Raw genomic sequence first — 25,621 nt, forward strand, 5'->3', positions numbered from 1 at the left:
AGTATGTTGAAAAATAAAACACTTTTAATAACAGGAGGAACCGGCTCATTCGGAAACGCAGTCTTACATCGTTTCTTGCACACGGACCATTTTAAAGAAATCAGGATTTTTTCTCGCGATGAGAAAAAACAAGACGATATGAGAAATCAGCTAAAAAATGACAAGCTGAAATTCTATATTGGAGATGTGCGCGATTATAGCAGTATCGAAAAAGCAATGCACGGCGTAGATTATGTTTTTCACGCTGCTGCTTTGAAACAAGTGCCTTCATGTGAATTTTTTCCGATTGAAGCCACAAAAACCAATGTTTTTGGGACTCAAAATACAATTGACGCCGCTGTAGCAAACGGTGTTCAAAAGATAATCTGTCTAAGCACAGACAAGGCAGCATATCCAATAAATGCTATGGGTATATCAAAAGCATTGATGGAAAAAGTAGCTATTGCAGCCGCAAGAAATATCCGCGAAAATAAAACAACTGTTTGCTTGACACGATACGGTAATGTAATGGCTTCCAGAGGATCTGTTATTCCATTATTTCTAAATCAGATCAAAACAGGAAAGACGATTACTATTACTGATCCAAAAATGACTCGTTTTTTAATGTCATTAGATGAAGCAGTTGAATTGGTTCTTTTTGCCTTTGAACACGGAAATCAAGGCGACCTTTTCGTAAATAAAGCTCCAGCAGGAACGATAAATGATCTGGCTTTGGCATTAAAAGATTTATGCCAAGCAGACAATGAAGTCAAAATTATCGGAACACGCCATGGAGAGAAATTGTATGAAACACTCTGTACTCGCGAAGAAATGGCAAAAGCGGAAGACATGGGCGAATTTTATAGAATCCCTGCAGATAATAGAGATTTAAATTATGCCCAATATTTTTCTGAAGGAGAAAAGGATATTTCTGTGATAGAAGATTATCATTCTCATAACACAGAGCAATTAGGCGTTGAAGGAATGAAAAAGCTTTTAGTGAAATTGCCTTTGATAAGAAAAGAAGTCTTTGGTGAAGATGTAGCACAAATGCCAGGGTAATGAACGTGGAGCCAAAGATAATTCAAGGTGGAACTTACGAAGACGAAAGAGGAAAATTGAGTTTTGTCAATGATTTTGATCTTTCAGCTGTTAAGCGTTATTATATCATCGAACACCCTGATACAAGCGTGATACGAGCATGGCAAGCTCATAAAAAAGAACAAAAATGGTTTCAGGTAATTTCTGGAAGTTTCTTAGTCGCAGTCGTAAGACCTGATAACTGGGAAAAACCTTCCGAAAAACTAGAAGTTAGAAAAGTAATACTTAAAGCCGATAAGAACCAAGTTTTGCATATTCCGGGTAATTTTGCAAACGGATTTAAAGCTTTAGAACCCAATTCAAGAATGATTATCTTTTCTGATTTTTCAGTAGAAGAATCTTCAAAAGATAATTTCCGGTTTGAGAGCCAAATGTGGTTGGATTGGAAAAATGAAATATAATATAGTAAAAAAACAAGATGCTAAAAGTAGGAATTACAGGCCAAGCCGGATTTGTTGGAAAACATTTGTACAATACTTTGGGGCTTTTTCAAGAAGAGTTTCAAAGGATTGATTTTCACAAAGATTTTTTTGATGAAGAATCAAAATTAAATGATTTTGTTTCACAATGCGATGTAATTGTCCATTTGGCCGCCATGAATCGGCATAATGATCCTCAGGTCATTTATGATACCAATTTAGGTTTGGTGCAAAAACTTGTGACCTCTTTAAAAAATACCAATAGCAAAGCCCATGTTCTTTTTTCTTCTTCTACTCAAGAAGAACGAGATAATCTGTATGGAAAATCAAAAAGAGAAGGCCGTGAATTGATGGCTGATTGGGCTAAAAGTTCTGATGGAAAATTTACTGGCATGATTATCCCAAATGTTTTTGGACCTTTTGGACATCCCAACTACAATTCTGTTGTAGCTACTTTTGCCCATAAAATAGCTCGAAATGAAACACCGACAATTGAAGTCGATGGCGATTTGAAACTGATTTATGTAGGCGAATTAGTTGATGAGATCATAAAAGAAATCAGAAGCAGTGAAAGTAAAGAACAAGTCTTTGTTCCACATACTTCAGAATCTAAAGTTTCTAGATTACTTTCCTTACTTGAAAAATACAAATCAGAATACCAAGACAAAGGAATCATTTCTCAATTAAATAGCAAGTTCGAAGTAAATCTCTTCAATACATTTCGCTGTTATATGGACATTCCAAATTATTTCCCAATCAAATTCACCCAACATACAGACCCAAGAGGCGCTTTTGTTGAGGTAATACGATTGAATGTGGGCGGCCAAGTTTCGTTTTCTACTACGGTTCCAGGAATTACAAGAGGAAATCATTTCCATACCCGAAAAATTGAACGTTTTGCAGTAATTAAAGGTAAGGCACTAATACAACTGAGACAAATTGGTACAGATGAAGTACTCGATTTTTATTTAGATGGAAATGAACCTGCTTATGTAGACATGCCTGTCTGGTATACGCATAACATCAAGAACGTAGGCGAGGAGGAATTATATACGATTTTTTGGATAAATGAATTTTATGATCCAAACGACCCTGATACTTATTTTGAAAATGTATGAGACAAAGTAGATTAATATCGAATGTAAAGAGATTAATAATTCCTGTTTATAATGTTTTTAGAAAAAAAATAAACGGAGTCAATAATAGCTTTACTAAAAAATCTTTTCCAAGAAACTTAAAAGTTGAAATAAGAGGAAACAATAATCAAATAAAATTCGAGTCAAATAGTTTTTTAGGAGATATTACCATTTTTATTTATGGGAATGATAATAAGATTACGATAGCAGATAACTGTGTCATTAAATCTGGAGTTTTTTGGATAGAAGATAATAACTGTGAGATATTTATAGATAGCAAAACAACAATAGAATCTGTTGATTTTGGAGTTTCAGAAAATAACAGCAAAGTTTATATAGGAAAAGATTGTATGCTTTCTTCGGGAGTTAAATTCAAAACAGGAGATTCCCATAGCATAATTGATGCTGAGAAAAATATAAGAATAAACCCGGCGGGAAATATTTATATAGGGAACCATGTCTGGATAGGACAAGATGTTATTGTGCTAAAAAACACAACAATTGGGGATAATTGCGTAATAGGAATTCGTTCATTAGTGGGCAAAACTTTTGATGAAAATTTATTGATTGCAGGAACACCCGCAAAAATGCTAAAGGAAAAAATTAACTGGACCAGAGAAAGATTATAATGAAATCAAGACTAAAAGTAATGACAGTGGTTGGGACAAGGCCGGAAATTATCCGTCTTTCTCGTGTTATGGCCGCTTTAGATAAATCAGAAGCAATTGAGCATATTATTGTTCATACTGGACAAAATTATGATTATGAATTAAATCAGATTTTCTTTGATGATTTGGGTATTCGCAAACCTGATTTTTTCTTAAATGCAGCCGGTGCAACAGCTACCGAAACCGTTGGACAGATTTTAATTAAAATAGATCCGTTATTAGAAAGCGAAAATCCTGATGCTTTTTTGGTATTAGGAGACACGAATAGCTGCCTTTGTGCTATACCGGCAAAGAAAAGACAAATACCTATTTTCCATATGGAAGCAGGAAACCGTTGCTTTGATCAGAGGGTTCCTGAAGAAACAAACCGAAAGATTGTCGACCATATTTCTGATATTAATTTGACATATAGTGACATTGCAAGAGAATATCTTTTACGAGAAGGATTGCCTGCAGACAGAATTATAAAGACTGGCTCTCCAATGTTTGAGGTTTTAAATTATTATCTTCCGTCAATCAAATTTTCTGATGTATTAGAAAGATTAGGACTGCAAGAAGAGAAATTCTTCGTAGTTTCATCACATCGAGAAGAAAATATTAACAGCGAGAAAAATTTCGAAGGCTTAATGCAGAGCTTGAATATGATTGCAGAGAAATATGATTATCCAATTATAGTAAGTACACACCCACGGACACGTAATATGATCGAAAAGAAAAACATCCAAATGCATAAAAATGTTCAGTTTTTAAAACCATTAGGATTCAATGACTATAACGCTCTACAAATGAAATCTTTTGCAGTGCTTTCTGATAGCGGAACCATTTCAGAGGAATCTTCTGTTTTGAATTTCAGGGCATTAAATATCCGTGAAGCTCACGAAAGGCCTGAGGCAATGGAAGAAGCATCAGTAATGATGGTAGGGCTTAGCCCGGAAAGAATAATGCAGGGATTGGTACAGCTTCAATATCAAAAAACAGGCGATGAACGTAATTTCAGACCTGTTGCAGACTATTCGATGCCCAATGTGTCTGAGAAAATGGTTCGTATTATCCTGAGCTATACCGATTATGTGAATCGTACTGTTTGGAAAAAAAACTAAGAAAGGCGTGAGAGTCTTGATGATTAATACCGTTTCCGGTTACGGAAGTACTGGCTCTATCTGTGAAGATATTGCAAATGTCTTGGAACATCAAGGACACGAATGCTTTATTGCTTATGGACAGCTGACGACACATTATGCCAGGAGTTATAAAATTGGGACAGTCATCGAAAATCATCTACATAATGTGGGTTCAAGATTATTGGGAAAGCAAGGCTATTTTACAAAAAAAGGCACTCAAAAGTTGGTTTCCTATATTCAGGAAATAAACCCGGATGTTATCCATCTTCACAATCTTCATGGCAATTATCTGAATCTTCAGATTTTGTTTGAATATTTGATTGAATCTGGAACTCCATTGGTATGGACGCTACATGATTGTTGGGCTTTTACAGGAAAATGTGCCCATTATACAGATGTGCAATGTTATAAATGGCAGACCCATTGTTATGCGTGTCCGCAAGTAAAAAAATACCCGCCGAGCTTATTTTTTGACAGATCGAGCGAAATGTATGATGACAAAAAGAAATGGTTTACGAACGTATCGCAAATGACCGTTATTCCGGTTTCAAATTGGCTGGCAGGCGAGGTAAAAAAATCTTTTTTGAATAAGTATACTATCAGCCCAATATACAACTGGATTGACCATACTACTTTTAAAGATTTTGGAGAGCAGAATTTTTCAACCACGTATGATGTAGATTCCGGGAAGTTTACAATTTTATTGGTTAGCGCCAGTTGGCATTCCAATGATCCGAAATTTCAGGATGCCTTAAAATTGTCAAAAATTATCTCTGATGATATGCAAATCGTGATGATTGGAAATATAGACGGTAAGAAGTTGCTGCCACATAACATAAAACATATTCCTTATGTGCATGGAAAAGAAGAATTAGCCAAGGCTTATTCTTTTTCAGATGTATATGTTCATCTTTCAACCGAAGATACGTTTGGGAAAGTAATAGCAGAAGCTTTAAGTTGCGGAACTCCGGCAATAGTTTATGATTCGACTGCCTGTCCGGAAGTACTGGGAGAAAATTGTGGCTATGTTGTAGAAAAAAGAAATGTTGAGCAACTATCGAAAGCCATTGATAGGGTTAAAGAAAAGGGCAGGGACTATTTTTCTGCTAGTTGTAGAAAGAGAGTAATTGAAAATTTTGATTATTATAACAATATAAATCAGACGATTGGTGTATATAAAGATATTTTAGGCTATGATAGTTAATTTGATCGTTATAGCGCTTATTCTATTAATAGGATTTCATTATTCCAGAAAAAGGAATAAGGATAACGACTTTAATAGAAAAAGATATATAAAAACGATATGTTTTATTTTAATACTTCAATCCGGACTACGAAATGTTGCTGTCGGTACAGATACCTATAACTATTTTTTGTCTTTTGAGGAAACAAAAAATATGTCATGGGACAGAGTTTGGCAAGTCGTTATAGATTATTATAAATATAATTTGGGGAAAGACCCAGGGTTTACGGTTTTAGAAAAAGTAGTGTCCTCAGTTTTTGGTGAATATCAGCTTTTTCTTTTCATAATCGCCATATTGTTTTTTACTGCCTTAGGCCGTTTTATCTACAGTAATACCAATCAACTTCGGGGAGCAATGGTAGCTTTTGTGATTTATTCAGTGTTATTTTATAGTTTTTTTTCAATAACAGGACATCGGCAGACTATAGCAACAGCAGGAACTCTTTTTGCTTTTGAGTTTTTGAAGAAAAGAAAACTATTCTATTTTCTCCTAATTATTTTGATTGCATCAACTATACATAAAACCAGCCTTGTATTTATACCTCTATATTTTATAACTTATCTTAAGAAACCCAATTATTATTTTTGGATAGTTATAGCATTATTTCCTATCCTGTTGTTAATCAGTAACAGTATTGCCTTATATATCTTTAGCTTGACTAATTCATATGAAGAATACCAGCATATGGAAGAATTGAGACCAATAACGTTTGTGTGTTTGATGCTCTTAGTGTCAATTATGGCTTTAGTACGGTATAAAAGGATTATTAAACTTAATCCTGAATCGACATTTTACTATTTTGCTTTAATGATTGGAATACTATTTCTCTCATTAGTTTTTGCTATACACGGATATATGAGAATAGTGCAATATTTCTCAATATTTATTATGCTGATCATCCCTTTAATTTTAAGATCATTTGGCTCTTCGAGTAAGAAGATAGAACGATTAGCGTATTTCTATACGATAGCCATATTACTTTTCTTTTTCTTAAAATCGAATATGGATATGCGATACAAGTTTTTTTGGCAGGAAATGAGACTCGAAGAAGTTTATCTATAGTATGGAAAGAGAAATAAAATATATAGGATTATATGATATTGCTGGAAATGGTGTGAGGGTATCATCGCCAGCAGCAATTAGTAAGATGGATTATATTTGTAGTTCAATCTTAAATGCAGGATATAAGTTGCATTTGATATCTCCTTCGTGGTTTTATGATGAGGTAAAAAACAAACCGCTTCTTAGAAAAACTGTTTTAAAAGTAAATAGGAAAAAGCAAATAACTTTTTCGCCAAGTATTGCGTTTTCAGGGAGAATTACAAAATTTATCAAAATATTTTTTTCTTTATCATGGCTGTTTTTCTTTCTTCTCAAAAATGCAAAAAAGAATGAAAAGATAATTGTATACCATTCTCCTTGGCTATGTCTTCCTGTCTTATTGGCAAAAAAAATAAAAGGATTCTATCTGGTTTTGGAAGTGGAAGAAATTTATTCGGATGTTTCGTCTTTGCATTCTTTCTTTGATAAACTTGAGATAAAAATATTTAAAGCTGCAGATTCATTTCTGTTTTCCACGGATCTCCTCGTTGATAAAATAGCAAAAGGCAGGCCTGGTTATGTAATATATGGAAGCTATACTGTCAATGAAATATTTGCAAAGCCGATACAGGATGGTAAAATCCATATACTTTATGCCGGGATTATTGACCAGATTAAAGCAGGAGCATTTAATGCGATTGAAAGTGCGTTATTCTTAAATGAAAATTACGTCCTTCACATTATTGGCTTTGGAGAAGTAGATATTTTGAAAAAAAGAATTGAAGAAGTAAGTCCGGTTTCTGCCTGTAAAATTCTTTTTGATGGGGCATATTACGGAGATGATTATATCAGGTATGCACAACAATGCCATATAGGCCTAAGTACCCAAAAAATGGAAGGTAAATATTTAGAAACCTCATTTCCAAGTAAAATATTATCCTATATGGGCCTTGGTCTCAGGGTAGTGTCTGGTAAGGTTGACTGTGTTGAAAAATCGAAAATAGGAAATCAGATTTATTTTTATGAAAATGATTTTCCTGAGGAGATAGCACGGGCAATACAAAAAATAGACGTTAATTTGCCTTATAATAGCAGAGAAACAATCAAATTATTAGATGAACAATTTATAAATGAGTTAAGAACAAATATACTGAAATGATGCAGAATGATAAAAAACCATATTTAATTGATATACCCGTTTTGATCCTTTTCTTTGCACGTCCAAGACCGTTGGAAAAGGTTTTTGAACAAATAAAAATTGCAAGACCATCAAAATTATATTTATATCAGGACGGTCCTAGGCTGAATAGGCAGGACGATATTGAAAATATTAAACAATGTCGTGAAATTGTTGCAGACATAGATTGGGATTGTGAAGTAAAACACATGTACCAAGAAGAGAATTTTGGATGTGATCCTTCTGAGTTTATTTCTCAAAAATGGCTTTTTACTAATGAAGAACATGGGATTGTTCTTGAAGATGACGATGTTCCTTCTCAAAGCTTTTTTAGATATTGTAATGAACTTTTACACTATTACAAAGATGATGAACGCATAAATATGATTTGCGGAATGAATCAGATGGAGGTTTATGAAGACACGCCTTATAGTTATACATTCTCAAAATCTGGTTCCATTACGGGCTGGGCTTCATGGCGAAGAGTTTTTGATAAATGGGAAGAACATTATGATTTTTTAAAAGACGAATATGCCCTGAAAAGTGCAAAAGGTGTTTTGGGAACTAAAGCCTATAAACATTTTGTCCAAAATGCCACAAACCACAAGAATAGCGGTAAGGCACATTATGAATCTATTTTTGGTTCTGCAGCAATTTTAAACAGCAGGCTAAATATTGTTCCTAAATATAACCTGATTTCTAATATTGGAATAGATTCTAACGCCACACATGGAGCCACTTCTATGCACATACTTCCCAAAGGAATTAAAAAAATATTCTACATGAAACCTCATGAAATTGAATTTCCTTTAAAACATCCCAAGTATGTCATTGAAGACGTGAACTATAAAAAAAGAATAGATAGAATTATGGCACATGGACATCCATTTGTAAAAATGTACCGTTTTTTTGAATCTATAACTTACAGGGCTTTAGATGGAGATTTTAAAAGTATTTTAAACGGAGCAAAAAGACGATTTAACAAATAATGAGCCACAATACAACTCCAGAAGTTAGCTCTTCTTTCAATATCGCAAAGATATTTTCCATCTTATCTGTGATTTTAGCACATTCGAGAATTAATGATGATTCTTATTATAGTGCCATAGCTGAGAGGATAGGCTGTTTAGGGGTAGTAACATTTTTTTTTATTTCAGGATTTTTTTTCAATATATCCAAGTATGGAACAGGAAAATTTTTCAAAAAAAAAATAACCAGCGTCATTATACCATGGGCATTTTTGGGTTCTATCACTTTTGTTATAAGCGATCATCCGAAAAATTTTATTTCCTGGTTTAATTGGGTTATTGGAAACGGAACATATTTGTATTACCTGACAGTATTGATGTTTAGCTACGGAGTTTTTGCATTTTTTAATAAAAAAATATTTGCGTATGTTTTTATATTTTTAAACATAATTTCTCTATTTATTACAAGCCAAGGATATCTGCAGTATATTAATTTGCATGAGATAAATAATTATTTAAACCCATTTAATTGGATAGGTTTCTTCTCTCTCGGTTATATTATAAAGGATAAATTTACAGATGTACTTCATTTTTTGAATAAATACGCCATTTACGTACTGATAACGTATGTGATTTTTCTTTTATTTTCGGTCAGGCTTGAAGACGAATATGGGTATTTTTCAAAATTTGCATTAGTAAATGAAGTGATGGGAATGCTCTTAATTTTTTCAATTTCTACTTTTAAGTTTTTTAATAGAGTTAATTTTTTAAGGATAGCAGATTTTACTTTTACCATATATTTAACCCACTTTTTGGTTTTTCCTTTGAGAAGATTTTTGATTCAGAATTATTGGTCACAATTTTTAAATCCAATTATCTATATGTTAGCCTGCCTTTTATTGATATGGATTGGAAGAGAGGTTGCCAAAAGAATAAACTTGCTGAAACTATATAATACATTGTTGGGTATTCGATAATCTAAATTGTATTCGATGAACAGTTCAAGTCAAATTAAATTAGGAGCTATCATATCTTATGGTGCAATAGTATTTAATATTATTGTAGGCTTCCTATACACGCCCTGGATGATTAAGCAAATAGGCAAATCAGATTATGGTTTGTATATTTTGGTTACGGCATTTCTGTCTTATTTTGTGATGGATTTTGGTTTGGGACAGACAATTGCACGTTTTCTATCCAAATACAAGGCAAATAATGAGCCCGAAAAAATAAACCAGATGTTGGGGCTTACTTCAAAGTTTTATTTGCTGATTAATGGCTTGATCCTGATTACGCTAATCGTTGTTTATTTTTTTATAGAGCACATATTTGTTGAGTTAAGTCCAGTTGAAATTGAAAAGTTTAAAATAGTCTATCTGATTGCTGGCGGTTTTAGCTTGATTTCCTTTCCGTTTATGCCGTTGGATGGAGTTCTGATTGCCTATGAACGCTTTGTTCTTTTAAAATTATGCGACATCATCAGTAAGGTAGGAATTGTAATCTTAATGATCATAGCATTACTGTTAGGCTATAAGCTATATGCCTTGGTTGCCATAAATGCAGCCATTGGAATGCTTATTATAGGCATAAAGTTTTTCTATCTCTCAAAGAAAACATCCGTTAAGATTGACTTCAGGTATAAAAGCAAAAAACTCTTGGGAGAGTTGGTCAAGTTTTCTTTTGGGTATCGATTATCGGAATTGCACAAAGGCTTTTAATCAATATTGCTCCGTTTATTTTGGGTATAGTTTCCGGAACAGAGCAAATAGCTATTTTCTCAATCGGAATCATTATTGAAGGTTATACCTGGACATTAGCACATGCTTTGAACGGTTTGTTTTTGCCTAAAGTGTCACAACTTGATACACAAAAAAATAATCTTCATGAGATCACCAATCTGATGATTCGGGTTGGTAGAATTCAATTGATATTGATGGGACTATTAATCATAGGACTTGTGGTTCTTGGACAAGAATTTGTAGTTCTATGGATGGGAAGTGGTTTTAGTGAGTCATATTATGTTATTTTGCTATTAATCTTGCCGGGATTTGTGACCCTAACCCAGGAAATTGCCTATACCTATTTATTTGTTATAAACGAATTGCGATATAGAGCCGTGATATTTGTAGGTGCCTCTATTCTCAGCGTTATAATCTCTTTTATTTTAGCACCTCATTATGGAGCTATGGGATGTGCCATAGGAATCTTTTCTGGCACTATGCTCTGTCATGTTATAGGTATGAATTTTATCTACTGGAAAAAAATAAAACTAGAGATACCACGATTTTTTAAAGAATGCTATTACAGCTTGATTGGAACTTTTGTATTGACGCTTTCTGTCGGATTTTTATTGAATTATTTTCTGCCGGCAGAAACTTTGATTCGTTTTTCCTTTAAAGCTGTTCTTATATCTCTTTTTTATATAATTTCGGTATGGTTTACGGGACTGCGTGCTGACGAAAAAGAACTTTTTAAATCGGTACTTTTAAAGCTGGCAGCAAAATTTAAAAACAAATAATCATGATTTTTATAAAAAGCCTTTTTAAAACAGTTTACAAATACTCCACGGTACGGTTTTTAAAGAAAAGTGTTCCACAAGGACAAGTTGTGGCAGGTAAAAAAGTTTTAGATATCCAACAGGCAAATAAGATTATCTACGAAGGAATCCTATCTGGCAAACCATTTATGGCAGGCAGATACGGAGGGTGTGAAAATGATATTTTGGCGAGTTATTACCTGCACAAAAAATTAGGTGCTCCTATATCTAAATTAAAATTCAATTATTTGTGTTCCAATGCTGGATTTTTTCCCAAGGATATTTCTCTTTTGCAAGGATATGTAAATGAAATGGAAACTGCAGCTACGCAGGTTGATATTCTTGGCGCCTGGAATTGGTTTTTAGAAGATTATATCATCGGGACTTTTGCTCCTCAATCCCAAATTACGACACTTGGAAATTTAGAACCCTGGTTTTCTGAAAAACCATGGAGTGCAGCTTTAAAAGGAAAGAAAGTATTGGTTGTACATCCGTTTCAGGATTCAATCGAACTGCAATATAAAAAAAGAGAACTGTTATTCCCAGGTTCTGATATTTTACCAGAATTTGAATTAAAAACATTCAAGGCAGTTCAGTCAATAGCAGGCAATCAGCCGGAAGGATTTGAAACCTGGTTTGACGCATTGGATTATATGACAAGAGAAATTGAAAAGATTGATTTTGATATAGCCATTATCGGATGCGGAGCCTATGGTTTTCCTTTGGCAGCAAGAGTGAAAAAGATGAACAAGCAGGCGATACATTTGGCAGGAGCAACACAATTATTGTTTGGTATAAAAGGCAGTCGTTGGGAACAGGGAAATTATAAGCCGATTTTTGAGAAAATTTTCAACGAAAATTGGATCCGCCCTTTAGAAACTGAAAAGCCTAAGAAAGCAGAAGCTATTGAAGGCGCTTGTTACTGGTAAATCTAAATCAAGGAATGAAAAAACAGCCAAAAGTTTTAGTAATAAGTCGTGATTCCTGGAATGATACGAACAATAGCGGGAATACTTTGTCCAATCTCTTTCAAAATTGGGATGCGGAGAATATTGCCAATATATACTGCAGAGACGAAATTCCAAACAACAAGATTTGTTCAAATTATTTCAAAATATCAGAAAGTCTTCTTCTTAAGAAACTCCTGCGGACCCCCCCCGTGGCGGGCATCAAGGTTCACAGACAAGAAACTGTTCTAGCCACATCTGAAGTCAAAGATGAGCAGAATGAGAAGAAAATCTATGACTTTTTTAGAAAAAATAGATTCCACATATTTTTATGGGGCAGGGAACTGCTTTGGAAAATGGTAAACTGGAAAAGCAAAGAATTAAAAGATTTTATTAAAGACTTTAATCCTGATGTTATCTATTCGCCTTCGTATGATTCCTTTTACATGCATGACATTTTAAAATTTGTCCAAAAAGAATCAGGTGTAAAAGTCGTATATTTTCACTGCGATGATTTGGTTACTTACAGGCAATATTCCTGGTCGCCTTTGTATTGGGTAAATAGATTTGTCCTTCGGAAACATATGGACAAAAGCATACGATTGGCAGCTAAAAACTATTGTATCATTGATGAGCAATCTAGAGTTTATAAAAAAATCTATAACCTCGATTTCGATATCTTATATAAAACAGGAGATTTTACAAATTTTCCACCAACACATTCTCCAAATGTACCTTTAAAGCTAATCTATACCGGTAATATAATTTATGGAAGGATTCATAGCCTATTTTCTATAGCTGATGCTTTAAAGACGATTAATTCAAATGGAATTAAAGCAACGTTATATTTGTATACTGCAAATGAAATTACTCCAGAGGTAAGGCACAGATTAGAAAGCTCCGGTTCGGTTGAAATAATGGGCAAAGTTCCGTATTCTCAAATTCCGGGAATTTTAAATGATGGCGATATACTCGTACATGTGGAGTCTTTTGAAAAACAGCAGATGTTAGCCACTTCTCTGTCATTCTCTACCAAAATAGTAGATTATTTAGAAGCGGGAAAACCTATCTTTGCAATGGGTTGGAAAGAAGCAGCATCAATCAAATATCTTTATGATAATGGCATTGGCGTTACGGCAAACAATAATCAGGAAGTTTTAGATAAGTTAAAAAATCTAATTGACCATACAGAAAGCTTAAATGATAAGGGCTTAAAAGCATGGAATTTTGGAAAAGAAAAGCATAATAAAAAAGATGTACTAAAGAATTTTGAGGATAATCTGGAAGCCCTAAAAAAGGAATAGCGCTATGAAAAAGAAAATTTGTTTTATAGTATCTACTCCTTATACGGCAAAAGCTTTTTTGGAGAACCATTTTGAAGTGCTTTCCAAAGATTATGATGTTTACCTTGTGGCTAATTTGGACGACCCGGAAATTAAAAATTATTCGAATGGCTACTTACAGGAAGTAAAGCACATACCCATTTTTAGAAAAATTAGTCTATTAAAAGATATCAAAGCACTGTTTCTGTTGATTCGTTATCTCAATAATAACAACTTTGATGTGACGACAACGTTTACACCCAAAGCAGGACTTATAGGTATTCTTGCCAGTAAGATAGTAGGCGTAAAGAAGAGAGTTTATTTTTTTACCGGACAGGTTTGGCATACTAAAAAAGGAGTTTTTAAAAAATTTCTGATGACTTTGGATAAGTTTGTGGTGGCTTTAAGTACAGATATAATTGTTGATGGAGAACCGCAAAGAAATTTTTTAATAGAAAATAAAATTATCAAGCCTAATAGGTCAATCGTGTTAGGGAAAGGAACAATAAGCGGTATTGATATTTCAAGATTCTCGCTGAAAAATGAAATCAGAGAAAAAATCCGATTAGAATTAAACTATTCTCAAGAAGACTTCGTTTTTATGTTTCTCGGAAGATTAAATACAGACAAGGGCATAATGGATTTAGTCCAGGCTTTTAAAAAAATCAATGCGAAATATCCGGAAGTAAAGCTGTTGGTAATTGGACCGGATGAAGAGAATATAAGTGCAAAAATCACTGCGGAATTAGACCGGGGAACTTATACTTTGTATGGTTCTACGGATAAGCCCGAAAACCTGATGCAAGTAGGTGATGTTTTTTGCCTGCCTAGTCATAGAGAAGCATTCGGCTTAAGTATAATTGAAGCTTCGGCTTGTGGAAGACCAATATTATGCAGTGATACCTATGGACTTAAAGACACTATTGTAGAAAATGTTACAGGTTTAAGACATAAGGCTCATGATGTAGATTCCATTTATAACCAGATGGAAGTTTTGATAAAAGATAGTGCATTAAGACAAAATCTTGGGATAAACGGCAGGAAGTATGTTGAAGAACATTTTTCAAAAAACATCCTGACAGGACTATGGCTTGAATATTATAATTCGTTGCTAAAAAACTGATTTAGTACATGATATATAAAAGATATATAAAAAGAATAATCGATTTTAGTTTGTCCTTGCTAGGATTTATATGCTTGTTGCCCATATTTATGGTGATAACAATCTTTTTGTTTTTTGCCAATCAGGGAAAACCGTTTTTTGTACAGAAACGCCCCGGGAAAAACGGCGAAATTTTCAAAATAGTCAAGTTTAAGACCATGAACGATAGGAAAGACAAGCAAGGCAAACTGCTTCCTGATGCTGATCGATTGACCAAAATTGGTGCTTTTGTCCGTAAGACTTCACTTGATGAGATTCCGCAGTTGATAAACGTTATAAAAGGAGATATGAGCCTTATAGGTCCTAGGCCATTATTGGTCCACTATCTGCATTTGTATTCGGATTTTCAGAACAGAAGACACGAAGTGAAACCTGGAATTACGGGTTGGGCTCAAGTGAATGGCAGAAACGCCATCAGTTGGGATAAAAAATTTGAACTAGACGTTTGGTATGTTGATAATATCTCTTTTAAATTAGATATGAAAATACTTTTTATGACAGTAAAAAAAGTAATAATAAGTGAAGGTATAAATGCAGCAGATGCTGCCACAATAGAACCTTTTAATGGAGAATAACATTGTATTATATGGAGCAAGTGGGCACTGCAAAGTAATTATGGATTCCGTTTTTTTGCAGGGCGATACTATAGAAGCTATCTTAGATGATAGCCCGAAGAAAAAGTATCTTTATGAAATTCCTATCATTAAAGCGGAAGATTTTAAAGTGAGCAGGGACACTCTTTTGACCATTTCTATTGGCGATAATAAGGTTCGCAAAATGATATCTGAAAAAATCAGTGCAAAATTTCATACGGTAATACATCCAAAAGCCATACTTTCTGAATATTCTTCCATCGGAGAAGGAACAGTAGTGATGGCGGGAGCTATTGTAAACCCTGACTCAGTTGTTGGGAAACATTGCATTATTAATACAGGCGCAGTAATAGATCATGATTGCAACATAGGCGACTATGCCCATATTTCACCAAATGCTTCATTGGCAGGAGATGTCAAAGTAGGCGAAGGAACACATGTTGGTATTGGTGCCTCAGTAATACAGGGTGTTATGATTGGCAAATGGGCTATTATTGGGGCCGGATCAGTAGTGTTGAAAGATGTTGAAGATTATGCTGTTGTTGTTGGAAACCCAGGCAGAATTATAAAATATACAGAAAAATAGATAAGATAAAATGAGCAATCAAAAAATATGGCTTTCTTCCCCACACATGGGAGGAACCGAGCAAAATTATGTCAATGAAGCTTTTGAATCCAATTGGGTTGCACCGCTAGGGCCTAACGTAAACGGATTCGAAAAAGATTTAGAAAAATATATCGGACAAGAGGGCTTTGTTGGAGCTTTGAGTTCTGGTACAGCAGCTTTACACCTGGGCCTAATAATTCTAGGAGTGAAAGCTGGAGATGAAGTAATCTGCCAAAGCATGACATTTTCTGCGTCTGCCAACCCAATTATGTATCAAGGAGCGACGCCAATTTTCATTGACAGCGAAAAAGAAACCTGGAATCTTTGTCCAATTGCTTTAGAAGAAGCAATAATTGATAGGATAGCAAATGGCAAAAAACCAAAAGCAATAATTGCGGTGCACCTTTACGGTATGCCATACAAAGTAGATGAGATCCATGCAGTAGCAAAAAAATATGACATTCCTATTCTAGAAGATAGTGCAGAAGCACTGGGAAGTCATTATAAAAACCAAAGATGTGGTACTTTCGGAGAAATAGGAGTATTGTCATTTAATGGGAACAAGATTATAACAACTTCTGGAGGCGGTGCTATCGTAACTAAAACTCAAGAAGCCAAAGACAAGGCGGTTTTTCTTTCTACGCAAGCCAGAGACAACGCTCCACATTACCAACATAGCGAAGTAGGCTATAATTACAGAATGAGTAATATCTGTGCGGGAATTGGTCGCGGTCAGATGGAAATCCTAGATAAGCATGTAGCTTTAAGAAGAAAGATGCATGATTTTTATGCAGATTATTTTAAAGATATTGATGGTGTAACCGTATTAAGCGAGCCTAATGAAGATTATTTTTCAAACCATTGGCTTTCTGCTATTGTAATAGATCCATCGAAAAATAACGGAAAAACGAGAGAAGATCTGCGATTGGCTTTTGAAGAACAGAATATTGAAAGCCGTCCACTATGGAAACCAATGCATCTTCAGCCTGTTTTTGAAAAATATCCTTATTATGGAAAAGATGTTTCTGAAAAATTATTTGACAACGGACTTTGTTTGCCTTCGGGATCTAACTTATCTGATGACGACAAAAATAGAATTAAGACGGTTTTAAATAACTTTTTTAAATAAAAAGCATAATTAAAAAATTATCATAATTTTAAAAAATAATTGTGATATTATAGTGTCTGTTATAATTTGGAGATGATTTATTAACAAAAATAGTTAATAAATACTTAAAATTTTAGTATTTGCTTAACATAGTTCTTTTTTACATAACTTTGCCAAGCAATAGCCGGACTATTAGAATTTCCCCCAAATTAAAAAAATAAAAATTGAAAGAATTGGATAAAAAATCCTTTAGATCTGATTTGTTTACGGCAATGTCAGCGCTAAAATTAAATTTTAGTTTTAAGAATTTGGGATATCTTCCCAGATGGGTAGTCTTATTGTTGGATTTGAGTATTGTATTTGCTGCAGGGCTCATAACATACCTGTTGCTAAAAGGAATTAAACTTACCTATATTCCTGACGGCTACCTCTTTTATGGGACAATTCTTTATTTTGCTGTAAATATTTTTTTCTTTTGGGTTTTCCGAACCTATTCTGGAATTATACGACACTCCTCTTTTATTGATGCTGTAAAAATATTTTTCGCCCAATTTTGTGCTCTTATAACCTTGGTATTTGTCAATTTTGTATTCATGCTTGATCATGAATATAAAATATTCCTGAATACGGGTATATTCATTAATGGAGTAATTTCTTTCTGTTTTTTGTTTTTCTATCGTATTGTAGTAAAGCAGACTTTTGAAAAATATCTTAATATTTCAAGAAAAGACGGGCAGATGAGAGCCCTAATTTATGGGTTTGACAACAATGCAATAGCGGTAGCCAATGCTTTAAGGTCAGAAAATCCAAGCCGATTTAAATTAATTGGTTTTATTGATAAGTTTGGACAGAATAGCTCAAAAAGAATTCTTGACCTTCCTATCCTGCAGCTCAAAAGAAGAGTTCCTGTCGTAATGCGCTCTGTTGGAGCCGAAGCTTTAATTATTGCAGACAAAACACTTACCAAAGAAGAAAGACTAGCTATCGTAGACGAATGCCTAGAATACAACTATAAAGTATATACAATACCATTAATTACGGATTGGGAAAATCAAGAGGAAATCTCGAAAAATATTAAAAGTTTCGAGATTCAGGATCTGCTAGAAAGAAAACCGATTGTTCTAGATACACATTCTATATCTTCTCAATTAAGAGGCAAAACCATTATGGTTACTGGAGCTGCTGGTTCTATTGGAAGTGAAATCGTAAGGCAGATTATAGGATTTAACCCAAAAACTATCGTTATTCTCGATCAAGCGGAAACGCCTTTGCATAGCTTGTCGCTGGAAATTGCAAATTGCAATCCTGAGATAATGATTCATAACGTTTTGGCTGATGTAAGGAATAAACAACTTCTAAAGCAGGTTTTTAAACTATACCAACCGCAAGTAGTCTATCATGCCGCAGCATACAAACATGTGCCCTTGATGGAAGAGAATCCTTCACAAGCAGTATTTACAAATATATTAGGTACTAAGATTCTTGCCGATTTGTCCCATAAGTATAAAGTAGAACGTTTTGTCATGGTTTCTACAGATAAGGCTGTGAATCCAAGCAGTGTCATGGGAGCGAGTAAAAGAATTGCAGAGAAGTATGTCCAATCTTTGAATTATAAATATAGGAATGATTCTGAGAATAACGGAACTAAATTCATTACCACACGATTTGGAAATGTTTTAGGATCCAATGGCTCAGTCGTACCGCTTTTTAAGAAGCAAATCGAAGAAGGAGGGCCTATCACAATTACGCATCCAGACATTATACGGTATTTCATGACTATTCCAGAAGCCTGTCAATTAGTTCTTGAAGCAGGTGCTATGGGTAATGGAGGCGAGATTTATATTTTTGATATGGGCGACCCTGTTAAGATTATTGATTTGGCAAGAAAGATGATTAAGCTGGCAGGTTTTATGCCCGACAAACAAATAAAGATTAAGGTTGTAGGATTGCGTCCTGGTGAGAAATTATATGAAGAATTGCTAAACGATACAGCAAAAACACTTCCGACGCATCACGAAAAAATAATGATTGCCGAAGAAATTTTTGATGATTTTGATGCGGTCAGCGAGGCTATCCATGATTTGATAGACAGCTCAGAAATTACTTCCAACGAAGAAATTGTTGCAAAAATGAAATTTATTGTTCCCGAATTTAAAAGTATGAATTCTGTTTTCGAAACATTAGACAACAATCACGTAGACCAAATATAGTCGCTCGACTAGTGTGTTAATTGTTAAATAGTATCTTTGCACTAAAAAACCCATATGAAACAGCTGATTTATTTTAGGCCAATAATTTTAATTTTTTTATCGCTAGCGGTCTTTTCTTGTGCTTCAAGAAAAGATATGACTTACTATCAAAACATAGATCAGCTTTCAAAGCTTGAAAATTCAGCATCTTACGAAACAAGATTACAGCCAGATGATTTACTTATGATTGTCGTCATGGCCGAAAATCCAGAAGTAGCGGCACCATTTAATATGCCGTCTTTAGTATTGCAGTCAACATCTGAAGTTGAAAATCAGCAAGTTAGAATGAATAGCTATCTGATTGATTCTAAAGGATTTATTCAATTTCCTATACTTGGAGCTATCCAGCTCGGTGGTCTGACAAGAACAGAAGCTGTTGCTAAAATGACTAAAGAGCTTGAAAAATACATAAACAAGCCGTCAATAAATCTTAGAATTCTCAACTATAAGATTACGGTTCAGGGAGAGGTTACACAGCCAGGAATTCATACTATTACTAGCGAAAGAATCACATTGACGGAAGCATTAAGTATGTCTGGCGATTTGACCGTTTATGGCAAAAGAGATAATATCTTGGTCATCAGAGAAGAAAATGGTAAAAAACAAGCGACAAGAGTAGATATTACAAAAGCAGACTTTTTGAATTCTCCATTTTACTATCTTAAGCAAAATGACGTGGTATATGTTGAGCCCAATAAAACAAAGATTAATTCTTCTGTAGTTGGCCCAAATACAGCAATCGTTCTTTCTTCTATATCTTTATTGGTAACTATAATAGCCTTAACTATACGATAATTAATATGAGCGACAAGCAAGAAATTCCGCATGAAAATCAAGAATCTGATTTTAATATAAGAGAACAGATAGAGCAATATCTTGTGCATTGGAAATGGTTTGTACTTTCAGGAATTATTGCTTTAGGCGTGGCTTTCCTGTATCTAAGATATACAACTCCATTATTTAGGGCTACAGCTACAATTTTAGTAAAAGACGACAAAAAAGGAGGATTGGCTTCCGAACTTTCCGTTTTATCAGATCTAGGGGTCGGTACTTCAAAAAGTAATGTTGATAATGAAGTTGAGATTTTAAAATCAAGGACTCTGACAGAAAAAACAGTAAATGAGCTGCATCTAAACGTTAATTACATAAGCCACGGTCGAGTTAAATCTTCAGAGCTTTATAAGGCTTCTCCTATTATAGTAGTTTTTTCACCATTAAATGAGCAATATAAAAAAGAAACACATGTATTTACTGTTGAATCTGTAGATGCAAACAAATTCAAGCTTTCTAGGGATGAAGATGTAGAATTAGGAATTTTTCAATATGGAAAATTAATTAAAATTCCTGAAGGCACACTTTCTGTTTCAAAAACTAACCTTGATGAGAAACAAGAAGCTTTTTCTATGGATTGTATCATTTATCCTATTGAAAGTACCACAAATTATTATAGAGGCGCCCTAGGAATTGTTCCTGTTGGTAAAAATACAAGTGTCATAGAACTTTCTGTTGTTGATCCAAACTCACAAAGGGCTGCAGATTTTCTAAATACTCTAGTGAATATCTACAATCAAGATGCTATTGAAGACAAGAATATTGTTGCCGAAAAAACATCCGATTTTATCGCTACACGTTTGAAGCTAATTACAGATGAACTTACAGATGTAGAAAAAGATGTAGAAGGATTTAAGAAACAAAATAATCTTACAGATATTCCAACTGAAGCCACCATGTTTCTTGAAAATGCTGCTGAATATCAAAAGAAGCTGATTGAAACGGAGATCCAGTTAAATGTTGTTGCATCGATGCGACAGTTTTTAAATTCAAGCGGTCCCGAAGACCTCATTCCAAGCAACCTTCTTTCTACGCAGTCTGAAGCATCGGAATTAATAACAGAATACAATAGGCTTATTATTGAATATAGTAGGATTGCAGCGGGAGCTACTAAAGAAAATCCAGTAGTAGTAAATGCAGCAAAGAAGATTCAGGCAATGAAATCAAACATTAGCCAAAGCTTAAACAGAATGCAATCTTCTTTAGCAATTACAAAGAGAAATTTAGACAGACAAGAATCCTTAATTGGCGGTAAGAAAGCCGAAGTGCCACGTCTAGAAAGAGAATTCAGGATTATTGACAGACAACAAAAAGTAAAAGAAGCTTTATATCTTTATCTTCTCCAAAAAAGAGAAGAAACTGCTTTAACTCTTGCTGCAACAGAGCAAAGTGCAAAAGTTATTGATGCAAGTTATTATTCTGGAGTTCCAGTTTCGCCTAAAAAAAGCGTTATTTATCTTATTGCTTTAGTTATCGGGATAGCTATTCCAGGTGCAATTATTTATTTGCAAGAATTGCTGAATACAAAAATTAAAGGCAGAATGGATATTGAAAAACGTCTGGCAATTCCATTCCTAGGAGATGTTCCTAAATCAGAATCCCATGAAGAAATGATTAATACCAACAGCCGTTCTAGTTCTGCTGAGGCGATACGTATTGTCAGAACGAATTTGGAATTTATGCTGACAGGTGTTGAAGGCGACAAAGGGAAGACTATTTTTGTCACTTCGACAATTCCAGGCGAAGGAAAGACTTTTATTTCTGTAAACTTAGCTGGCACAATTGCGCTATCTGGAAAAAAAGTACTGCTTGTTGGAATGGATATTAGAAATCCGAAATTAGCAGAATATATACCAATAAAGTCTGAAGGAGTTACAAACTACCTTTCGAAACATGATAAAAATTTAGACAGCTATATTACGAAGCTTGATAATTTTGAAAATTTCCATGTACTATCTTCTGGAGTTATACCTCCAAATCCGGTAGAGCTTTTGATGAATGACAAGATAAATAAGATGTTTGCTGAACTAAAAGAGGCTTATGATTATATTATCGTTGATACAGCTCCAGTAAGCGTTGTTACGGATACGTTATTGATTGCTAAAAATGCAGATGCATTTATTTATGTGGTTAGAGCAAATTATTTAGATAAGCGATTGCTTCATATACCAGAAATGTTCTATAATCAAAAGAAATTACCAAACATGTCTCTTGTATTAAATGCTACAGAGGTAACCAAGAAAGGCTATGGCTACGGTTATGGCTACGGTTATGGAGTTCAAGAAGAAGTAAAACCTTGGTACAAAAACATATTCAAGAAATAAATATCTTACAGAAACAGAAAAGCCCTTTTTAAAGGGCTTTTTTTATTATCGTTTAAAAAAGTTATTACCTTTTATTGCTTCTTTCAATGCGGTTGTATCTGAGAATAATAATTTTTTGTCAAAACTTCTCAAGTGATTTTCGTGATGCAGGTCAGAACCCGTAAAATCAATCATTCCTTTTTCTAGAAGCTTTTGCGCAACTTTGGCAACGCCTGAACCATAATATCCTACGGTCGACAGAAGGTTTAACTGAAACAAACAACCTGCCTTTTTTAATTTTTTATATTCGTCAAAATTATTGTGATAAAAAATATACCGTTCTGGATGCGCCAATACAGGCTGATATCCCGCCACACGTATGTTGAAGATGATATCATACAATTGCATGGGTGGATTGATATAAGACATTTCCACAAGAATATAATTGTCTTTTAGCGTAAGCAATTTCTCGGATTCGATTAGCTTTGAGAAAGAATCATCCATCATATATTCTGCGGCAGCGCTAAATGGCGGATTTGTGTTTTCTTGTGCAAGCTTTTCAGTTGTTGAAGCAAGAACCGTTTCAATTCCAGACCTTGAATTGTCCCAGATGTTTTTGATGACATGAGGAGTCGTGATGAACTGCTCAAAACCTATTTTATGTAAAGATTGGACCAGAAAAAGTGTGGTTTCAAAGTTTTTAGAGCCATCATCAATTCCTGGCAACAGGTGAGAATGGATATCAGCATAGCTCTCAATAAGGTCTTTAAGAATCGGCTTGTTTTTAGTAAAGAAGAACAAAGTTGTATGGATTTAAGATTCAGTTGCAAATTTATGGCATAAATTTAATAATCCTTATTTTTTATAACAGAATATATGAAACGGTGCAGTCTTTAGAGGTATGTTGACAAGACGTAATCGCTTAAATTAAATTTCTTATTGCATTATAATTGTTATATTTGGCAGGCCACATTACAATCGCAACATTTTAAGTTTCTACCATAAAAATGAGCAATGAAATAATACTGAAAGCTGAAGGAATCTCAAAACAATACCGCTTAGGTAAAGTAGGAACAGGAACACTCAGCCATGATCTTAACCGCTGGTGGGCAAACATCCGCGGCAAAGAAGATCCTTACCTTAAAGTAGGCGATGTCAATGATCGTTCCTCAAAAGCCACATCAGATTATGTCTGGGCTTTACATGATATTAATTTTGAAGTCCATAAAGGCGAAGTTTTAGGCATAATTGGTAAAAATGGAGCTGGCAAATCAACACTGCTCAAAATACTTTCAAGAGTTACGGCACCGACAACCGGAGTCATAAAAACAAAAGGGCGCATTGCTTCTCTGTTGGAAGTAGGAACGGGTTTTCATAGCGAAATGACCGGGCGGGAAAATATTTACCTGAACGGAGCCATTCTCGGAATGACCAAAAAAGAAATCAAATCTAAAATTGATGAAATCATTGAGTTCAGCGGCTGCCAGCGTTATATTGATACGCCTGTAAAAAGATACAGTTCTGGAATGACGGTTCGTTTAGCATTTGCCGTCGCTGCCTTTTTAGAACCTGAAATTTTAGTTGTCGATGAAGTACTAGCTGTTGGTGATGCCGAATTTCAGAAAAAAGCTATTGGAAAGATGCAAGACATTTCAAAAGGAGAAGGAAGAACGGTTTTGTTCGTGAGCCATAATATGGCAGCGGTCAAGGGTTTGTGTACTAGAGGAATTCTGCTAGAAAAAGGACAAGTTAGTTTTGAAGGTGCGGTGGAAGACTGTATTGACCGATATTTAAAAAATGCCGAACAGCAGCCGTATAGAGATTGGAGTATTGGAGAAGCTCCGTGTTCCGATTTTATCAAGCTGAAGGAAGTTAAAGTTTTAGATTCTACGGACAAAGTAGCGCTAAACCATCTGATGTCGCAGGATATAAAAGTAGAATTCACCTATGAAATTTTAAAAGAAGAGCAGCGGTTTACGCATGGTTTTAATTTGTTCAACAATCAAGGACTGCATATTTTGAGTTCACATGACAAAGACTCTTCAACTTTAGAAGAACCTCTTTCTTTAGGAGTGCACAAAAAGACCATCACCATTCCTAAATTTCTTTTAGCCGAAGGGAGCTACACCTGCAGTTTTGCCATCATGCGCTACAAGCCCTTTTTTGTAGAATTTCATGAAATGGATATTGTAGGCTTCAACGTGATAGAAATTAAAAATGATACATCCGCACGGGGTGATTATTCAGGAAAAATACCTGGAGTAGTAAGGCCATTATTAAACTGGGAATAAAAGCATAATGAAAAACTGGACAGGAGAAAGGCTGGAAACTTTCGTATATAACAGGATAGCAATCGAACATCTGCACAGGTATTCTATTGCAACAGAATATTGCAGTGATAAGATAGTCCTCGATATAGCTTGTGGCGAAGGTTATGGTAGCCATTTGATGAGCGAAAAAGCTTCTTTTGTTTATGGAGTTGATATTGACAACGAATGCATTTCACAGGCAAAGCTGAAATACAAAAAACAAAACATTGAGTTTTTAGTCGGCAGTACGAGCAAAATACCTTTAGAAGACAATTCTGTTGATATTGTCGTAAGTTATGAAACGATCGAACATCATGATGAACATGATGAAATGATGGCGGAAATAAAAAGAGTTTTAAAACCAAACGGCCTATTGATTATTTCTACTCCAGATAAATTGTATTATTCTGACATGAGGAAACTGGAAAACGAATTCCATGTGAAAGAATTGTACAAAGAGGAATTTTCAGACTTAGCATCTCGATATTTCAGCCAAACACAATTGCTCTCGCAAATTTATAATAATGGCAATTCCATGGTATTGGACGAGCAGTATCTGAAGGAATTGAAATTCTTTTCAGGAGATTATGCTGCAATTAGAGAAAAAAAATGGAATGCACTCTTTTTAATAATCATAGCTTCTGACGGCGATTTTAAAAGGCAAAATATTTCAGTTTTTGACGGAGGAAGCATCAGCAAGAAAGAATTGGTGAATGAAATCCAAAATAGCGCTACCTATAAAGCAGGACATTTTATATTAAGTCCGTTTAAGTTTTTGAAAAGAAAATTAAAATAAAAGA

24 protein-coding genes are annotated in these 25,621 nt (G+C 34.5%); 23 read left to right on the top strand and 1 reads right to left on the bottom strand.

The genetic code is table 11. The features are described from left to right. Window positions 1-3: 3 nt before the first annotated feature. From OLM56_RS07125 to OLM56_RS07225, 21 genes are all read left to right on the top strand, one after another. The gene (locus OLM56_RS07125; RefSeq protein WP_264528796.1) at window positions 4-1,041 is read left to right on the top strand and encodes a polysaccharide biosynthesis protein; all 1,038 of its coding nucleotides are present in this window, start codon (window positions 4-6) and stop codon (window positions 1,039-1,041) included. Beyond that, window positions 1,041-1,481 carry a dTDP-4-dehydrorhamnose 3,5-epimerase family protein gene (locus OLM56_RS07130; protein ID WP_264528797.1) on the top strand — a complete coding sequence of 147 codons (441 nt, stop codon included), beginning with the start codon at window positions 1,041-1,043 and terminating at the stop codon, window positions 1,479-1,481. The genes OLM56_RS07125 and OLM56_RS07130 overlap by 1 nt, the downstream gene beginning before the upstream one ends. Before the next feature lie 17 nt (window positions 1,482-1,498). Further along, window positions 1,499-2,617, top strand: coding sequence for an NAD-dependent epimerase/dehydratase family protein (locus tag OLM56_RS07135; RefSeq protein WP_264528798.1), 1,119 nt, complete (start codon window positions 1,499-1,501; stop codon window positions 2,615-2,617). After that, the gene (locus tag OLM56_RS07140; RefSeq protein WP_264528799.1) at window positions 2,614-3,264 is read left to right on the top strand and encodes an acyltransferase; all 651 of its coding nucleotides are present in this window, start codon (window positions 2,614-2,616) and stop codon (window positions 3,262-3,264) included. The genes OLM56_RS07135 and OLM56_RS07140 overlap by 4 nt, the downstream gene beginning before the upstream one ends. Continuing rightward, window positions 3,264-4,403, top strand: a complete 1,140-nt coding sequence (gene wecB, locus OLM56_RS07145; protein ID WP_264528800.1) for a non-hydrolyzing UDP-N-acetylglucosamine 2-epimerase — start codon at window positions 3,264-3,266, stop codon at window positions 4,401-4,403. Before OLM56_RS07140 ends, wecB begins: the two co-directional genes overlap by 1 nt. Before the next feature lie 7 nt (window positions 4,404-4,410). Beyond that, window positions 4,411-5,628: a glycosyltransferase gene (locus OLM56_RS07150; RefSeq protein ID WP_264528801.1), complete on the top strand. Its 1,218-nt coding sequence runs from the start codon at window positions 4,411-4,413 to the stop codon at window positions 5,626-5,628. Beyond that, the gene (locus OLM56_RS07155) at window positions 5,618-6,730 is read left to right on the top strand and encodes an EpsG family protein (protein ID WP_264528802.1); all 1,113 of its coding nucleotides are present in this window, start codon (window positions 5,618-5,620) and stop codon (window positions 6,728-6,730) included. Before OLM56_RS07150 ends, OLM56_RS07155 begins: the two co-directional genes overlap by 11 nt. A gap of 1 nt (window position 6,731) precedes the next feature. Continuing rightward, a complete protein-coding gene (locus OLM56_RS07160) occupies window positions 6,732-7,868 on the top strand; it encodes a glycosyltransferase (RefSeq protein WP_182494135.1) in 1,137 nt (378 codons plus the stop codon). Next, the gene (locus OLM56_RS07165) at window positions 7,865-8,875 is read left to right on the top strand and encodes a hypothetical protein (protein WP_220477666.1); all 1,011 of its coding nucleotides are present in this window, start codon (window positions 7,865-7,867) and stop codon (window positions 8,873-8,875) included. The genes OLM56_RS07160 and OLM56_RS07165 overlap by 4 nt, the downstream gene beginning before the upstream one ends. Continuing rightward, entirely contained in the window at window positions 8,875-9,831 is a 957-nt protein-coding gene (locus OLM56_RS07170) for an acyltransferase family protein (RefSeq protein WP_264528803.1), read from the top strand. The genes OLM56_RS07165 and OLM56_RS07170 overlap by 1 nt, the downstream gene beginning before the upstream one ends. 15 nt (window positions 9,832-9,846) lie before the next feature. Further along, window positions 9,847-10,572, top strand: a complete 726-nt coding sequence (locus tag OLM56_RS07175) for a lipopolysaccharide biosynthesis protein (protein ID WP_264528804.1) — start codon at window positions 9,847-9,849, stop codon at window positions 10,570-10,572. A 20-nt stretch (window positions 10,573-10,592) separates the two neighbouring features. Then, window positions 10,593-11,372 (top strand): lipopolysaccharide biosynthesis protein, encoded by a 780-nt coding sequence (locus OLM56_RS07180; RefSeq protein WP_264528805.1) that lies wholly within the window; start codon window positions 10,593-10,595, stop codon window positions 11,370-11,372. A gap of 2 nt (window positions 11,373-11,374) precedes the next feature. Beyond that, window positions 11,375-12,319, top strand: a complete 945-nt coding sequence (locus tag OLM56_RS07185) for a hypothetical protein (protein ID WP_182494132.1) — start codon at window positions 11,375-11,377, stop codon at window positions 12,317-12,319. Between the two features lie 14 nt (window positions 12,320-12,333). Continuing rightward, complete coding sequence (locus OLM56_RS07190) at window positions 12,334-13,641, top strand: glycosyltransferase (RefSeq protein ID WP_264528806.1); 1,308 nt, start codon at window positions 12,334-12,336, stop codon at window positions 13,639-13,641. A 4-nt stretch (window positions 13,642-13,645) separates the two neighbouring features. After that, a complete protein-coding gene (locus OLM56_RS07195) occupies window positions 13,646-14,782 on the top strand; it encodes a glycosyltransferase family 4 protein (RefSeq protein WP_264528807.1) in 1,137 nt (378 codons plus the stop codon). Between the two features lie 11 nt (window positions 14,783-14,793). Next, window positions 14,794-15,396 carry a sugar transferase gene (locus OLM56_RS07200; protein WP_264528999.1) on the top strand — a complete coding sequence of 201 codons (603 nt, stop codon included), beginning with the start codon at window positions 14,794-14,796 and terminating at the stop codon, window positions 15,394-15,396. Then, window positions 15,386-16,000 (top strand): acetyltransferase, encoded by a 615-nt coding sequence (locus OLM56_RS07205; protein WP_264528808.1) that lies wholly within the window; start codon window positions 15,386-15,388, stop codon window positions 15,998-16,000. Before OLM56_RS07200 ends, OLM56_RS07205 begins: the two co-directional genes overlap by 11 nt. Before the next feature lie 10 nt (window positions 16,001-16,010). Next, window positions 16,011-17,150 carry a DegT/DnrJ/EryC1/StrS family aminotransferase gene (locus tag OLM56_RS07210; protein ID WP_264528809.1) on the top strand — a complete coding sequence of 380 codons (1,140 nt, stop codon included), beginning with the start codon at window positions 16,011-16,013 and terminating at the stop codon, window positions 17,148-17,150. 251 nt (window positions 17,151-17,401) lie between these two features. Further along, complete coding sequence (locus tag OLM56_RS07215; protein WP_182494279.1) at window positions 17,402-19,339, top strand: polysaccharide biosynthesis protein; 1,938 nt, start codon at window positions 17,402-17,404, stop codon at window positions 19,337-19,339. 54 nt (window positions 19,340-19,393) lie between these two features. Beyond that, a complete protein-coding gene (locus tag OLM56_RS07220) occupies window positions 19,394-20,173 on the top strand; it encodes a polysaccharide biosynthesis/export family protein (RefSeq protein ID WP_264528810.1) in 780 nt (259 codons plus the stop codon). A gap of 5 nt (window positions 20,174-20,178) precedes the next feature. Next, window positions 20,179-22,533 carry a GumC family protein gene (locus OLM56_RS07225; protein ID WP_264528811.1) on the top strand — a complete coding sequence of 785 codons (2,355 nt, stop codon included), beginning with the start codon at window positions 20,179-20,181 and terminating at the stop codon, window positions 22,531-22,533. Between the two features lie 45 nt (window positions 22,534-22,578). Here the strand turns inward: OLM56_RS07225 and OLM56_RS07230 are convergent, their stop codons facing one another. Then, entirely contained in the window at window positions 22,579-23,313 is a 735-nt protein-coding gene (locus tag OLM56_RS07230) for a tyrosine-protein phosphatase (RefSeq protein WP_264528812.1), read from the bottom strand. A 206-nt stretch (window positions 23,314-23,519) separates the two neighbouring features. On the opposite strand from OLM56_RS07230, the gene OLM56_RS07235 reads away from it, so the two are divergent. Both OLM56_RS07235 and OLM56_RS07240 read left to right on the top strand, forming a co-directional pair. Then, window positions 23,520-24,803: a polysaccharide ABC transporter ATP-binding protein gene (locus OLM56_RS07235; protein ID WP_264528813.1), complete on the top strand. Its 1,284-nt coding sequence runs from the start codon at window positions 23,520-23,522 to the stop codon at window positions 24,801-24,803. A 7-nt stretch (window positions 24,804-24,810) separates the two neighbouring features. Further along, window positions 24,811-25,617: a class I SAM-dependent methyltransferase gene (locus OLM56_RS07240; RefSeq protein WP_264528814.1), complete on the top strand. Its 807-nt coding sequence runs from the start codon at window positions 24,811-24,813 to the stop codon at window positions 25,615-25,617. Window positions 25,618-25,621: the final 4 nt, after the last annotated feature.

It is taken from the genome of Flavobacterium sp. N2550 (assembly GCF_025947265.1).
GTDB classification, from domain to species: Bacteria; Bacteroidota; Bacteroidia; order Flavobacteriales; family Flavobacteriaceae; genus Flavobacterium; species Flavobacterium endophyticum.

Coding starts and splice junctions, on each gene's coding strand:
- OLM56_RS07205 (WP_264528808.1), top strand. CDS start 15,386: ATGGAGAATAACATTGTATTATATGGAGCAAGTGGGCACTGCAAAGTA.
- OLM56_RS07130 (WP_264528797.1), top strand. CDS start 1,041: ATGAACGTGGAGCCAAAGATAATTCAAGGTGGAACTTACGAAGACGAA.
- OLM56_RS07220 (WP_264528810.1), top strand. CDS start 19,394: ATGAAACAGCTGATTTATTTTAGGCCAATAATTTTAATTTTTTTATCG.
- OLM56_RS07210 (WP_264528809.1), top strand. CDS start 16,011: ATGAGCAATCAAAAAATATGGCTTTCTTCCCCACACATGGGAGGAACC.
- OLM56_RS07225 (WP_264528811.1), top strand. CDS start 20,179: ATGAGCGACAAGCAAGAAATTCCGCATGAAAATCAAGAATCTGATTTT.
- OLM56_RS07195 (WP_264528807.1), top strand. CDS start 13,646: ATGAAAAAGAAAATTTGTTTTATAGTATCTACTCCTTATACGGCAAAA.
- OLM56_RS07215 (WP_182494279.1), top strand. CDS start 17,402: ATGTCAGCGCTAAAATTAAATTTTAGTTTTAAGAATTTGGGATATCTT.
- OLM56_RS07135 (WP_264528798.1), top strand. CDS start 1,499: ATGCTAAAAGTAGGAATTACAGGCCAAGCCGGATTTGTTGGAAAACAT.
- OLM56_RS07125 (WP_264528796.1), top strand. CDS start 4: ATGTTGAAAAATAAAACACTTTTAATAACAGGAGGAACCGGCTCATTC.
- OLM56_RS07240 (WP_264528814.1), top strand. CDS start 24,811: ATGAAAAACTGGACAGGAGAAAGGCTGGAAACTTTCGTATATAACAGG.
- OLM56_RS07190 (WP_264528806.1), top strand. CDS start 12,334: ATGAAAAAACAGCCAAAAGTTTTAGTAATAAGTCGTGATTCCTGGAAT.
- OLM56_RS07140 (WP_264528799.1), top strand. CDS start 2,614: ATGAGACAAAGTAGATTAATATCGAATGTAAAGAGATTAATAATTCCT.
- OLM56_RS07235 (WP_264528813.1), top strand. CDS start 23,520: ATGAGCAATGAAATAATACTGAAAGCTGAAGGAATCTCAAAACAATAC.
- OLM56_RS07160 (WP_182494135.1), top strand. CDS start 6,732: ATGGAAAGAGAAATAAAATATATAGGATTATATGATATTGCTGGAAAT.
- OLM56_RS07185 (WP_182494132.1), top strand. CDS start 11,375: ATGATTTTTATAAAAAGCCTTTTTAAAACAGTTTACAAATACTCCACG.
- OLM56_RS07175 (WP_264528804.1), top strand. CDS start 9,847: ATGAACAGTTCAAGTCAAATTAAATTAGGAGCTATCATATCTTATGGT.
- OLM56_RS07155 (WP_264528802.1), top strand. CDS start 5,618: ATGATAGTTAATTTGATCGTTATAGCGCTTATTCTATTAATAGGATTT.
- wecB (WP_264528800.1), top strand. CDS start 3,264: ATGAAATCAAGACTAAAAGTAATGACAGTGGTTGGGACAAGGCCGGAA.
- OLM56_RS07170 (WP_264528803.1), top strand. CDS start 8,875: ATGAGCCACAATACAACTCCAGAAGTTAGCTCTTCTTTCAATATCGCA.
- OLM56_RS07165 (WP_220477666.1), top strand. CDS start 7,865: ATGATGCAGAATGATAAAAAACCATATTTAATTGATATACCCGTTTTG.